Annotated in this window: 13 protein-coding genes, 1 tRNA gene and 1 pseudogene; all 15 read right to left on the bottom strand. The window is 41.8% G+C overall.

Features of this window, described 5'->3' with window-relative positions:
• Positions 1–44: 44 nt before the first annotated feature.
• The 15 genes and pseudogenes from R3D71_10020 to eno all read right to left on the bottom strand — a co-directional run bounded on the left by R3D71_10020 (position 45) and on the right by eno (position 13991).
• Positions 45–2429, bottom strand: a complete 2385-nt coding sequence (locus R3D71_10020) for a hypothetical protein (GenBank protein ID MEZ5691981.1) — start codon at positions 2427–2429, stop codon at positions 45–47.
• A gap of 2 nt (positions 2430–2431) precedes the next feature.
• Positions 2432–3121, bottom strand: coding sequence for a hypothetical protein (locus R3D71_10015; GenBank protein ID MEZ5691980.1), 690 nt, complete (start codon positions 3119–3121; stop codon positions 2432–2434).
• Positions 3118–4209, bottom strand: coding sequence for an Mbeg1-like protein (locus R3D71_10010; GenBank protein MEZ5691979.1), 1092 nt, complete (start codon positions 4207–4209; stop codon positions 3118–3120). The genes R3D71_10015 and R3D71_10010 overlap by 4 nt, the downstream gene beginning before the upstream one ends.
• Complete coding sequence (locus tag R3D71_10005) at positions 4206–4874, bottom strand: hypothetical protein (protein MEZ5691978.1); 669 nt, start codon at positions 4872–4874, stop codon at positions 4206–4208. Before R3D71_10005 ends, R3D71_10010 begins: the two co-directional genes overlap by 4 nt.
• Positions 4875–4907: 33 nt before the next feature.
• On the bottom strand, positions 4908–5744 hold the full coding sequence (locus R3D71_10000) for a hypothetical protein (GenBank protein ID MEZ5691977.1): 837 nt from the start codon (positions 5742–5744) through the stop codon (positions 4908–4910).
• Between the two features lie 207 nt (positions 5745–5951).
• Entirely contained in the window at positions 5952–6191 is a 240-nt protein-coding gene (locus R3D71_09995) for a hypothetical protein (GenBank protein ID MEZ5691976.1), read from the bottom strand.
• A complete protein-coding gene (locus R3D71_09990; protein ID MEZ5691975.1) occupies positions 6188–6835 on the bottom strand; it encodes a hypothetical protein in 648 nt (215 codons plus the stop codon). Before R3D71_09990 ends, R3D71_09995 begins: the two co-directional genes overlap by 4 nt.
• An 8-nt stretch (positions 6836–6843) precedes the next feature.
• On the bottom strand, positions 6844–7425 hold the full coding sequence (locus R3D71_09985) for a site-specific integrase (protein ID MEZ5691974.1): 582 nt from the start codon (positions 7423–7425) through the stop codon (positions 6844–6846).
• Between the two features lie 93 nt (positions 7426–7518).
• Entirely contained in the window at positions 7519–8076 is a 558-nt protein-coding gene (locus R3D71_09980) for a hypothetical protein (protein ID MEZ5691973.1), read from the bottom strand.
• 448 nt (positions 8077–8524) lie between these two features.
• Positions 8525–8601, bottom strand: a tRNA-Arg gene (locus tag R3D71_09975).
• Positions 8602–8674: 73 nt separating this feature from the next.
• Positions 8675–10900: a DNA topoisomerase IV subunit A gene (gene parC, locus R3D71_09970; protein MEZ5691972.1), complete on the bottom strand. Its 2226-nt coding sequence runs from the start codon at positions 10898–10900 to the stop codon at positions 8675–8677.
• Positions 10890–11699 carry a DNA repair protein RecO gene (recO, locus tag R3D71_09965; GenBank protein ID MEZ5691971.1) on the bottom strand — a complete coding sequence of 270 codons (810 nt, stop codon included), beginning with the start codon at positions 11697–11699 and terminating at the stop codon, positions 10890–10892. Before recO ends, parC begins: the two co-directional genes overlap by 11 nt.
• A gap of 57 nt (positions 11700–11756) precedes the next feature.
• Positions 11757–12053: a type II toxin-antitoxin system RelE/ParE family toxin gene (locus R3D71_09960; protein MEZ5691970.1), complete on the bottom strand. Its 297-nt coding sequence runs from the start codon at positions 12051–12053 to the stop codon at positions 11757–11759.
• A gap of 2 nt (positions 12054–12055) precedes the next feature.
• Entirely contained in the window at positions 12056–12322 is a 267-nt protein-coding gene (locus tag R3D71_09955; GenBank protein ID MEZ5691969.1) for a hypothetical protein, read from the bottom strand.
• Between the two features lie 244 nt (positions 12323–12566).
• Positions 12567–13991 (bottom strand): annotated as a pseudogene (gene eno, locus R3D71_09950) (phosphopyruvate hydratase).
• Between the last annotated feature and the right edge of the window lie 69 nt (positions 13992–14060).

Raw genomic sequence — 14060 nt, 5'->3', positions numbered from 1 at the left:
ATATTCTATATAATCTACCCACACACCCCAGAGTAAATAATTTATTAACTAGCAATAGCAGTGTTAACGCTTATGTCAACGTAATTATCGTTGGCTGGGTTGCGGCAAGCAGCTCCAGATCCACGGGCGGGTGCGGGAATGATTTCGCCATAAATCCCCTTTGCCCATGGTGATTCTTGGGTGTTGAAGCTCACGCCACCATATATCGGGCGGGCACCATAATATATATGGTCATCAGCATCGGCATCGGCGATTATATAATCCATTCCCGCCTCGTAATGATTCTCGCCCGCGCCACCATAAACAATACTACCCCTCGGCGCGGAGACTAACACGTCATTGCCATCTTCTAGGTAGATAACCGGCTTAAAGGCAGTCGCCGAGCCGGTGATTGTCACAGTGTCGTTACCCGCTCCGGTGTGGATTTCTTGTACTTTGGTGTTGGCAAGTAATCTAATATCTACCTTATCATTCTGGCTGGTGAAGTTGATTTTTTCTATACTGCCGATATAATCTTTTTTACCATTCCAATCAGCTCCGGCGTAGGTGGATAATATCTCTTCTATTTTAGTTGCGACACCGTTACCACCATTTTCATAATTAAGAGTGTCAACTCCGGCGTTACCATCAATCATTATCGCGCCAAGATGCTGAATGGTCTTAGACAGGGTGATGGTGTCGCCTCCCACTCCGGCTTCTATTACTTCTACCCGAACCGCGCGGTCGGTCTCACCGGCGGCGGTAATATCTAGAACCTTGCCGGAATCAGCGGCTTGGATATTAATGTTAAGTGGCGCGCTGCCGCTGTAATATACTATGTCGGTGCCATCACCGCCAATATAATAATCCTTACCTGTGCCACCAGACATGCGGTCATTTCCCGCGCCACCGATAAGCAAATCATCGCCGCCGCCACCCTTAAGATTATCATCACCCTTGCCGCCATAAATAAACTCATTATCAGCGGAGCCGGTGACGTGATTGCCATTGCCACTATCAACATATAGAGCGACATTGTCGGATGCTATGACTCGCGCGTCAAGGGTGATGTTATCAGCGTTTTGTTTGGTGGCGAGTTTTATATTATCTATCTTGCTACCAGTCTCATCATCCCACAGCCATTTCATAGCGTCACGAACACCAGGTAAAGCCGAGAATCCTTCGCCCTTAACATATTTTAATACGGGTATGGCAAGAGCGTCTAGCAATCGGTCTTTGCCGACTATTTGGTCAGGAGCGCCGCTAACAGTTGGCCATAATGCTTGGTTGAAACTAACCGTAAGCAGTTTCTCATCGGCTGATAATGTTAGCACTCCGTCGAGCACAACAGATGCCGCTGATTGCAATATCTTACCCAAAGCAAGCTGACCAGCATATTGGGTGAATATGTCGGATATATAACCGGATAAATCCTCAAGAGTTGTTGAGTGGTCATCAGCCTTTAACACCTTGCCCAGCTCGTTCGCGTCATTAAACAGGGCGCGAATAGCGGTATCACCAAACACCCGTGTCCCTTCGTCTATAACGCTATAGGCGATGGCTGAAAGCATCTTTTGCGCAGCGTCGTAAAATCCATTAACATTAGCTTGTAAACCTAAAGCTCCAGCAATCTCATTATCAAACAAAGAATCTATAAATGGAGAACCTATGCTTTTCCAATCGATGAAGCTGTTATCCTTTGCATATATCAATGAGGCGAGCAATGCGATACTATGTAAATCAACTGCGCCACGTGTGCTAGTTATATCAAGTTTTTCTGGTGTTAGAGTTTGACCAGATCTTAAAGGTAACAAAGTTTCTAATAATTCACCTTCCAAATAAAAGGCTTTGCCACTAAAGACTGGATCCCAAGGTTGATTGTTTCCATAAATAGCTGCCAATAAGTTTGTGTCTCCATACTCGCTAGTTGGATCAATGTAAGCGTTAACTGATTTAGCATAGGCATTGATGGTACTTGTTTCATATGTCATGTTATCAAACAAATTAACTGACTTACCGTATAGTCCGCCTACATAACCGGCTAGTCCACCGCCGAGAGAGTGTCCTGTTAGACTTATATTAGCGTTTGGATATTGATTTTTAATCTCATTATAAAAGCGAACAGCAAGAACAGATTGATCATCACCCGGTATGCCACCACCTAATATGTAGCCATTGATTGCATCAGTTAAAAAATTAGCGGCGGTTTCGGCATTTGTGCCACGATAGGAAATAATAATATCACCAGAGCTTGTTTGATAGGCGGAAGCATAAAAACCAGCGTCTATATCTAAACGTGTTGTGCCGTCTAAGCCAAGTAATATGGATGAATCTCTAACTAGAGTTATATTACCAATTTTGGTGCCAGTTAAATTAATTCCTGTACCGTAACCACGATTGTAGGAGTCTAAAGATAAAATAGCGTTAAATAGTTCGTTGCTTATTGTCATTTTTATTTCCTTTCAAAATCTATTCTATCAATAGCCAAAGAATTTCCATACGGTATTTTTTTTCTCCATTCAGAAAATTTCTTACCATTCCAGACCGGCAAAACATTTTCAATCTTCCTAGTAACCGACTCATTAGTAATCTCTAGCTTTGCTGAAACCAACCTTACTCCCTTACCAAAAGCTTTTTCTAAATTATTGGGATTAACGCGCTCTACCGTTGTGGAATCATTAATATCACGAAACCTTACAAGCATAGGTATGAGTTTATTAGATAATCTAGTTTTCGGTTTGTCTTGTTTTAGTTTGTTCATATTATCAATGATAGAACCATTATTCTCAAAATATGACTTAAACGCATGAACAATAATATATGGTGGCTCACTGTTACTATAGCTATCAGGATTACGAACAGAGTCACCTTTTAGCAAGGCGAATAACACACCTTTATCTCCTAAATCAACAGCTACCGCTTCACCTTTAATATGGGCACCATAGCCACCCAACGAAGAGCCAAAAACTCTTGTTGTATCCTGCCTATAAACTTCTACAACACTATAACCTGTAACTAGCTTGCCGTTATCATCAATATTTAAGGTTAGCTTATAACGAACCGTTGATGATGGTAAAACTGCATGATAAGTTCCATACAGGCATAGTATCACAATGCTAATGATAATTAAAAACTTCTTCATGCGCATACCTTTATGTTTGGTTCATAATTATCGTTGGCGGCGGTAGGGTTTGTGGATTGCAATATCTTACCCAGAGCCAACTGTCCAGCATATTGGGTGAATATGTCGGAGATGTAACCCGATAAATCCTTAAGAGTTGTTGAGTGGTCATCCGCCTTCAGCACCTTGCCCAGCTCGTTCGCGTCATCAAACAGAGCGCGAATAGCGGTATCGCCAAACACCCGTGTCCCTTCGTCTATAACGCTATAGGCGATGGCGGACCTCATTATTTCTGAAAAATCACTTTTCTCTTTTCTGGTACCTTCTATTGAGTTCGCTCCGGCGGCAAGGGCGATATTATTATCAAACAATGAATTTATGAACTCTTCGCCAAATACCTGCCAATCAGTGTGATTATTCTCAGCTCCGTACATCAGAGTAACCAGCAATGATTGGCTGTGTAAATCAATGGAACCGAGCGAGTTGTTATATGAATTATATTCGGTTACGGGGGTGGATTGCAGGAGTCGGATAGATTCTAACGCTTCGCCGGTGGTCGCGTAGCCGGTTATTGCTGAATAATCAGGAAGAGGATAACCGCTAGCGAATAATAAAGGAATAAGGGTAGAAACAGCAAACTCAAACGGCATATTATCAAAAATATCAGCGGGCTGACCATAAGCGGCGGCGACTAATCCGGCAAGCCCACCACCGAGAGAGTGACCGGTGGTGAACATATTGGCGGTATATGGATCTTCACTGCCTGCTACCGCGTTAAAAAACTCAACGGCAAGCTGGGATTGGTTATAAGGTGTGCCAAGCAAGCCACCTCCGATCACCCAGCCGGTGGCAATATCCAGAGGGTTGCCGTCCGTGCCACGATAAGAAATGATCTTCTTGCCGGATGGCATGGTGTATGCCACAGCGTAAAAGCCGGCTGCTTGATCCAGCCTATCTTGAGTGCCAGAAACAAATCCAAGATCTTCTGAATCTTTCGTTATCGTAGCATTGCCAACTTTAGTTCCAGTTAACTTAATACCTTCATCGTAACCACGATTATAGGAGTCCATCGCTAATATAGCATTGAATAATTTATTACTTATTGTCATTTTTTTGTCCCTTTCTTAAAGTCATATGGACCAATCTTACGACTATCACCGTAAGGTAAACTTCTAAACCATTCTAAATAACCAGTTTCTTTTCCAAATGAAGGTAAATACTTCTCCACTCCTGTGGTCACGGCGTCATCAGTTATCTCAATGCTAGCGGATTTAAGCTTAACACCCTCGCCAAAACTCGCCGCTAAATCGTTCGGGTCAACAAGCTCCACCGTTTTCGGATCGTTAATATCTCTAAACCGCACCAGCATCGGCAGCTTGTCAAATGCCAGTTCCTTCTTGCCTCTTAGGCTGCTATAGCGGCGTATTACCTCTCCTGTTAACGCGCCGTTAGGAACGAAATTGTTAAAAGCGATACGATAACCATAATCTACGCTGGTCTCACTTCTCAAGAGAGCAAATAACACTCCTCTCTCTCCTAAATCAATCACCACCGCCTCGCCCTTAACACTAACAGAGCCAATGGCATGGGGTGATATTCTGGGAGCGTCACTAGCTGTTACCTTGCGCACCGCGCTGCCGATTTTAACACCTTCGGGCGTGTCAACGGCTATGGTAACGCGATAATTAAAGCTGCCAGTAGGGTATATAAGCTTGTATACACCATAAAGACATAGTAAAACCGCGATTAATATTAAGTTCTTTCTTGGTATCATCTCAACCACCCACAGCTTAGAGTAAATAATTTATTAACTAGCAATAGCAGCGTTAACGCTTATGTCAAGGTGATTGTCGTTGGCTGGGTTATCGTTTGCAGCACCAGATCCACGGGTGGGTGCGGGAATGATTTCACCATAAATCCCCTTTGCCCATGGGGATTCTTGGGTGTTGAAGGTCACGCCGCCATGGATTGTTCTGCCGCCGTAAGTGATGGTATCGGTGGTGTCAGCGTCGGCTATCAGATAGTCACTGCTCAGCTCAAACGTATCCGCTCCAGACCCACCATAAACAATACTACCCCTCGGCGCGGAGACTAACACGTCATTGCCATCCTCGAGGTAGATCTCAAGATATGGTTGTGGCGCGCCAGACATAACAACCACATCGTTGCCGCCGCCCATATGGATTTCTTCTATATCGGTAAATGTGTTGGAGAGTGGTTTTATCTCCATTTGCTGCACACCATCACTAAATTCTAAGCGTTCAATGTCAGCGAGCGATATGGATAGTTTCTCTGATTTAAGGTTTATGGAGCTGTAATATTTACCCGATGAATCAATATCAATGGAGAAATCAAATTTAGTGCTGGGAACAGTAAATCCCTTAAAATCCGCCGTGTCGTTCTTTGCTGATGTGCCAATCACCCGCTCTATGTTTTTCAGAATGTCGGTATCGCTACCTTGCTTAATAGTCCCTGCCTTCACGTCGTAGTTAATAGCAGTCGTATCACCCTCGTAAGACGCTGTGTCCTTACCATCACCTCCGTCTATAAAGTCACTGCCAGCGCCACCCGTCAGCGTGTCGTCTCCTGTTCCAGTTACGCGTATCTTATCATTTAGTTCTCTTATTTTCTCAGTATTACTCATAGAGTTCTCCTATTAGTTAAAATTTAAACATGAAAATAGCCTCACTGACCTCCACAGCGATTGGTTGTGATGTTTTTATTGATGGGAATAAATCTTTACACCTCAATGGCTAGGTGTTTGTATTTAAGTGTTACTTATACCGTGCTTACCCTTAAGTCTTTGCTTGTGCCATTTTGTCACAAGTTATGTAATAAAACTTACAGAGATTTAGGCTTTGTATTTAGTTAGTTGTTTTTTTAGGTCGGCTATGTGTTTAGATATAATGATAGCGAGTTTATTGTTATTTATCTTAGAGCAGATAATTTCCGCCATTTTTAGCTCACCAAGATTCTGATAAAGAATAAAATCTATGTCAGCAACTTGATGATTAGCGCAGAATTCATAATCATCTATCATAGATTCAATATCAGAATATAACTCTATAATTTCAGAGAGGAGATTATTCATGGTAGAAACCTATCATTGTTTAAATAAATACCCCATGTTTTGCTTGGAATTAGAAGATGGCTGCTGTCACTAAATTTGCCACGCACATAACAATTTGCCGTTCTTAAATAATATAGTCCATCAGAATCAAGAAGTCTGATAGTTTTAGGGGTAATTGCGGTTATACAAGTCCAATGCTCATGCATGCCCGATAATCCAACGATTAGAATCCTATTATCACCACTAAGAAAGTCAGATAAGGTGGTAAGATAACGTTGTTTGTCTGGTTTTGCTCTAGGGTTAAATAATGGGTTGATTTTTACCTTTATCTTATACTTCTTACCTAGGTAATTCTGTGCTGCTTGAAACATAAAGAGCAGTAACTTTTTATCAGTCCCGTATAAAATACATTTATCAACATCATAACCCTTTTTAACTGCCCTAATTAATTGTTTGAATAATCCATCACGCTGTTTTTGTGAAAGTCTTGCCGTGTAGTTTATAGCGTTAATAACAGAGTAAATACCGCATAATCCATCTAGGCTTCCTTGACGCTCTGGTGAAGGTGGTTTTGATTTTTTACGAAGATGTAAAAATCTCTTACTTATGTTATAATTAAAATTGTTTGGAGTGTAATAGTCAGCAAAGTTAATAATATCAGCCATAGCACCTCCTATAATAAATTTATAAGTTTGCGTTTAATATTAGAGTCACCTTCTATATAAGCTTGAGTGGTTTCTAGTGAGCAGTGTCCAGCAAGTTGCTGTACGTCTTTTAGGCTACCACCAACCAAGTGAATGTTTCTTGCTGCTTTAGTAACAAAGCTTCTACGTCCCGAATGGCTACTGCAGCCATTATATCCCAGAGCATTATATAATAGCTTGAACCATTTAACGATTGATGCTGGCTTGATAGGGGTTTTACGCTCACTTAATATAACTTCACCAGATAACGGGAAGTCTTGTAACTTATGCAGCTTGATAAGAGAGTGGCGTAATAAAGGATTAATAGGGATAGTCCTGCCATGTAGCTTTTTAGCCGCTATGTCATGTAGCTCAATAAGCTTTCCGACCTTACCATTAGCGTCAAGTACCATTTGCCAAGTAAGCTGTGCTATCTCACCAGCACGAAGTCCTGCCTTAGTTGATAATAAAATGATTACTATGTCCCGATCTGGATAACGATTCTTGCGAATATGTTTTATCATTGCCGTGACCATAAAATCAGTCAGTAGCTTGGCTTGCTTGCCTGCCATAATAACTCCCAATAATTGTTGTTAGAAAATAAGAAGCATGAATTTATGCTTTGGGTGAGCAGTAAATAATGTCTGCTGAATACAGATTTATTGCTAGCTATGCATATCTAGGAAGATGATATATCTTTGTTTGCCATTAGTTATGGTGGTGAAATCAGTTAAACCAAAGTTACATAGTTCCCAACTGTAGAATTCTGGTATGTCTTTGCTGCTAGATAGCTCCTTTGTAGCCAAACTTATCTGATATAGATATCTTATGTTTTGGTATATCTGATACAGAATTAGAGGATCATCAGATTGTTGAAAATTTTGTAATAATGTAGCATTTGCCGACAAGGAGGAATTTAGATTATTATGCTTTTCTGTAAGTAAGTGAGGACATTTTATATTTGCTGATATACAGTTTTTTAGATAGCTTACAGTTTTTATAAATAGATTACTTTCACTGCCAATATTCATATTGCGAATAAATTCTAATCCCCACCTGCCATCCTCTTTATTTTCAATATTATCATTATTATCTTCTGAGGCTATACCACCAATTCTTCTCCAATTATCTTCGCCTCCCCAGTCAGCGATTTGTTGCTCAACTGCTAAAGCCGCGTCTTCTGCGGAGTCAGCATTAACAACTATAAAATGTAAATTATGCATAAGACTTCCTTTCTGTTATGTTTAGATAAGCTACCAATAAATAAGCGCGCAGAAACAAGCATCTGATACGGTCGGACACTTTGTTATGTTTTTGCTTATTATTGGTGATTAAAGGTTAGAGACCTAGCAACTTCAACATGGAGTTTAATGACTATAAAAATCTCTATAGGGATGTAAGTAGCGATAATACTAGCTACGAAATGACTGTAACATATTTAAATAGAAAAGTCAATATATCTATAAAATACAGAATATTACAGCGATTGAAGTGATTTTAGGAGATGTTTTTTAATCTTATGAAAACAACAAAATAACACACCATAATTAGTAGTTATGGTCACAGAAAATATACTCTGCTCTACTATGTAATTCTATTTCGCACCGTTATTATAGCGTTATTAGAGAAAAAATATATGCTGTTATTATGTTGATAACTATTTGAAAAATATGGCGCACCCGAGACGATTCGAACGTCCGACCTTTGCCTTCGGAGGGCAACGCTCTATCCAGCTGAGCTACGGGTGCATTTTATAGCTGTTTAGTCTCTATCAGTTAAAAATTCCAGAAACAACTTGAATAAAAATTAATTTATCAACTATCAGCTAAATTTATTTGTTCTTGGAAAACCGGTAGGTGGCAGGCGACCAGCGTCGGCACGGTTTCCAGTCCATGCTTTAAGGTCGGTTTCCGTTCTTGTTTTGCCACCAAGTGCCCAGCTTAGACCATCTTTTAGGGTGAAGCATTTAGCGTCTGACAATTTACCATTTTTATATTTCTGTAATGTCACGCCTTGCCCTTTTTTCATTACTGGAATTTGTGATAACGGGAAGATCAACATTTTACGGTTTTCGCCTATGGTTGCTACATGGTCACCTTCTACTGGTGTGCATATTATCGCTTGCGTTCCACTTATCAAATTTAGTATTTGTTTGCCACCTTTGGTTTGTGCCTCAACATCAGCCGCTTCTACCACGAAGCCTTTACCGTTACTTGCCACGATTAAAAATTTCTGGTCGGACTCATAAATACTCATAGTTACTATATCAACGTCATTTTCCATATCTATCATTAATCGTACCGGCTCACCGTAACCTTTGCCACGTGGTATTTTATCGCAGGAGATAGTGTAAAATCTGCCGTTTGAGGCAAATATAAGCAACTTATCAGTGGTTTGTGCGGTAAGTGAGAATTTTTCCTCATCACCTTCTTTATGTTTAATATCGGATGTATCAAACACATGTCCTTTTAGAGCCTTTATCCAACCCATTTTAGAGCAGATTATGGTAATCGGTTCTTTCTCCACGAAGGCTTCTATGTCAATAATTTTGCCGATCGGAGCGTCACCAAAATCAGTACGGCGTTTGCCTAGCTCAGTTTTCTCCCCAAAGCGTTTCTTGATGTCGCCAATCTCATCACTAATTTTTTCATCACGCATCTCTCGTGAGGCAAGTAGTTTCTTTAATTCTTTCTGTTCTTTAGAAAGTTTGTCATGCTCACCTTTTATCTCAAATTCCTCAAGCTTCCGCAAATTGCGTAGTTTCATATTGAGGATGGCCTCTGCCTGAATATCGCTAAGTTTCCACTTTTTTACCATCACTGGCTTTGGTTCGTCCTCAGTGCGGATAATGTGGATTACCTCGTCAATATTAAGGTAAGCGATTAGAAGCCCATCCAGAATTTCCAGCCGGTGAGCTATTTTCTCTAAGCGGTAATTAGTTCTGCGGATAAGCACTTCCATGCGGTGTTCAAGGAAGGCAAGGAGTATGTCTTTCAGGCTCATTACCTGCGGCGCGCCATGAGCGTTCAGCACGTTTAAGTTCATGTTGAAGCGGTTTTCCAGATCGGTTGCCTTAAACAGTGATTCCATTAGTGTCTCAGGGTCTACGCTACGGTTTTTCGGCTCTAATACTACGCGCATTTCTTCAGCGGACTCATCACGAATATTGCCCAGTAGTGGTAGTTTTTTGTTTTTGAATAGCTCAGCTATTTTTTCAATCAGACGTGATTTCTGTACTTGATAAGGTATTTCTGTGATTATGACCTGAAACAGACCATGACTTAGCTCTTCCTTATGCCAACGGGCACGGGTGCGGATCGCGCCACGCCCTGACTCATAAGCCGCCTGAATGTTTTCTGGTGACTCTACGATTATCCCTCCAGTTGGGAAGTCAGGACCACGTACAAATTTCATGAGTCTTGCGGTTGTGCAATCAGGGTGCTTTATTATATATTGTAGCGCGGAACATAGCTCGCCAACGTTATGTGGTGGGATTGAAGTCGCCATACCAACCGCGATACCTTCCGAGCCATTAGCTAGTAGGTTAGGAAAGGCGGCGGGCATTACCACCGGCTCTTCATCCTGAGCGTCATAGGTTGGACGGAAATCAACTGTATTGTCATTTATGCCATCAAGCAGAGCCATCGCCACATCGGTAAGTCTTGCTTCGGTATAGCGCATGGCGGCGGCGTTATCGCCGTCTATGGAACCAAAATTTCCCTGACCATCAACCAGCGGATAGCGAACCGCGAAATTTTGGGCGAGGCGTACCATTGCCTCATACACCGCGCTATCACCATGCGGGTGATATTTACCGATTACGTCACCCACCACACGGGCGCATTTTTTATAGCCAGATTTTGGATCAAGTCTTAGCTGAAGCATAGCGAATAGCAGGCGGCGATGCACCGGCTTCAATCCGTCACGAACATCGGGCAGGCTGCGTGATGTGATAGTGGAAAGGGCATAAGCCAGATATTTTTCTTCCAGAGTGCTGCGGAAGGAAACCTGACTTATCTGTTCGGGTTTTGATGGTTTAGCGGGCATCTTTTCCTATTTGTTTTTGTATTATTGTTCGCAAGCGACTACGAGTGGCAGGCATAGGCTTTCCGTGTGGCTCAAGCAACCAGTGTTCTAAGAAATAGCCGGTCAGACGCATTCCCGCAAGTGTTTCTTTATAATCGTGATTAGGGACTAGTGGTTTGGGGTTCGGAGAAGAAAGAAGGAAGTTTGGCAGTGGGAGTAGCTTGTTTTTGTACGGCTCGCCGGCATCAGCGCAGACTGCTCGTCCTGATTTTGGTGAGACATATATTAAATTCTCGGTAGTTCCACTAGCGGCGCAACTGCTTAAATCCAGCCCGAAACCGCTTTCGGATAATAGGGTCATTTCCAGTTTTATGTACTCGTGCAGCCAGTTATTTTCTGTTGTCAGTAAATGTAGGAAATCATTAAACGCATAAAATAATTTAGGGTAGGGGTGACGCTCGGCGAACGCTGATTCTATTATCACGCATATAGAGGAAGTGGCGGCAAGCTTTGCCGCGTTATTCATTATATGAGCTGTGTTCGCCGCCGTAAGTTCAAGCTTGAATGTGCCAAGCTGCTGGGAGAGACGGGCTTGCCAAGTGCAATTTGTAATATTCCCAGATTGCGCTATCCCTCTATTGTTTTTTGAGTTCACGCCACGTATTACTCCAGCGAATAGCCCATGCTCTCTCGCTAGCACTTTCAGCAGAGCGCTATTCTCTCCATATTTCTTAGTGGATAATATTATTGCCTCGTCAGTCCATTGCATGTTTTTTAGTGCTCTACTTCTATCCCCATACGTTATTAGGCTTCGGCTCATGTAGTATCCCTACACTTCAACTTGCCTTCCTAGTATGGAAATAAAACTAAGATGGTATTATGGATGAGGGGATATAGCAAGAATAGTAATTATTCCCTTACCAGTTCCGTAATGCCAGAAAATTCTATAGGCGGCAGGAGTTTTATTTTCGGCATACGCTTCAAATATTTCTTCGCCGTTTCCACCCTTGAGTGCGCTATATTTATGGGGATTAAGACCCGGATGTCTTGGGTTGACTTCAAGTAAACCAAGTGTCTTACGCACCGCTTTTAATCTTTTATGAAGAGTAGGATCAGTCTTCAGTTTTTTATATTGTCGCGTGGCTTCATCCGTAAATACAAGAGAAAACGACATTTTTAATCTTCCGCATATCCCTTGAAACTGCCAAGAGACTGCGTTTGTCCTTGTTGTGACTGGTCAATTCCCCGTAGGACAGATGATAACGCTTCTTTATTGCCAAATATCCAAGCCTCGCGGGCGGGAATTTCAGTGTAAGGATCTAATATGATACGATTTTCCCTATCAACCGATACATGAAAACTACTTACCCCATCGGCTAGCTTGCCAAGTGCTATCCTGCCTTTTGCGTCAGGTTTTAAGGTTTTTAATGGTTCTGTTTGCATGACATCCCTCCAATTCTCTCATTATACCATTTTGGTGGGAAAATAGCAAGGTGGGATTTAATATAATTCCCACCTCCGTGAACTAGAATGTTTTTCCGCCCTTTCCACCGATATTTACAAGGCTTTCAGTAAAATCAATCACTTTTTCAACAAGCTTGGGTATGCTGAAGCCTTCTTCACCCGCGTATGTGGATTCTCTTCCTGTTGGCACGTTTTTATTCTTATCACGCATTAACTCCCAGGCTTCGATTTCCATCAGACGGTTATATTTTTCGGTGCGATCCGCACGCGATAGTGAACCAGTTTTAATCTGCCCAGCATTTGTTCCAACAGCAATATCAGCAATGGTGGTATCAGCGGTTTCACCGGAGCGGTGCGAGATAACGGTGGTAAAGTTGCCGTCCTGTGCAGTTTTAATGGCTTGTAGTGTTTCGCTTAATGTACCAATTTGGTTTGGCTTGATTAACACGGAGTTAGCTCTTTTGTCGTCTATACCATCTTGAATTTGCTTAGGGTCTGTTACAAATAAATCATCACCAACGAGTTGGGTGGTTTTGCCCATTCTTTTCGTTAACTCTTCCCATCCTTTTATGTCGTTTTCTCCTAGACCATCTTCAATGGAAACAATATTGTGCTTCGTTTTCAGATCTTCCAGATAGTCAACCATTTCATGAGAGTTCAGTTTTCTGTTTTCACCTTTTAATATGTAATTATAGGTTCCATCATCGTTTTTTACAGGAATAGGTTTGTCTTCTGCGTCTTTCTTTAGTGTTTTTCCATCGGCTTCTGTTTCTTTTTCAACAAGTTCCGAGGCGGCGACATCCAAAGCTATAGCCATTTTCCCTTTATGTCCAGCTTCTTCTATTGCCTGATTTACTGTTTCAAGAGCTTCGTCTGTGCTTTTAAAATCAGGAGCAAATCCACCTTCGTCACCAACCTGCGTCGGTTTTTCCGATTTTTTCAGAATTTCTTTTAGTTTTTGAAAAACCTCCGCGCCCATACGAGTGGCTTCCGCCATGCTGGTGGCTTTTGTCGGAACAACCATAATTTCTTGGAAATCCAGGGAATTATCAGCATGTTCGCCGCCATTGACGATGTTCATCATCGGGGTTGGCATGGTAACACCTTTAGCGGTTTTTTTGAGTTCCTGTATTTCTGCTGGTGTTTTTCCAGCTTCTCTTTCTTTAGTGTATATTTCGGAAATATGTTCGTGCAAATCAACACCTTTGGCTTTGGCGGCGGCGTGAGCGACCGCAAGTGATACACCAAGCGTAGCGTTCGCGCCTAAATCCTTTTTATTCTCACCGGCGATTTTAATCATAGCGTTATCAATGGCTTTTTGATCGCGCACATCCATGCCTTTGATTTTGTTAAATATCTTAGTGTGTATGTTTTCAACAGCTTTGCTTACCCCTTTGCCGCCAAACCGGCTTTTATCACCATCACGCAGTTCCAAAGCCTCACGCTCACCGGTGGACGCGCCACTTGGTACGGAGGCGGTAGCTTTGGTGCCGTCCGCAAGCTCAACCTGTACACGAACGGTGGGATTACCACGACTGTCCAACACTTCCAGTGCGCGGAGATGCTTAATTTTGAAATCATCGGCACTTTGTTCTTGATTTGAACTGTCTTTTTTTCTTAGTAGCGCGGCAATTTGTTCTCCAACCATAAAAATATTCCTTTTTTATTAATAATAATTATTATTCATTATTGCGTAATATTAATTAATTGTTACGCT

This window comes from Rickettsiales bacterium (assembly GCA_041396965.1).
Taxonomy (GTDB): Bacteria; Pseudomonadota; Alphaproteobacteria; order Rickettsiales; family SXRF01; genus SXRF01.
This window is presented reverse-complemented; position numbering and strand designations above follow the sequence as displayed.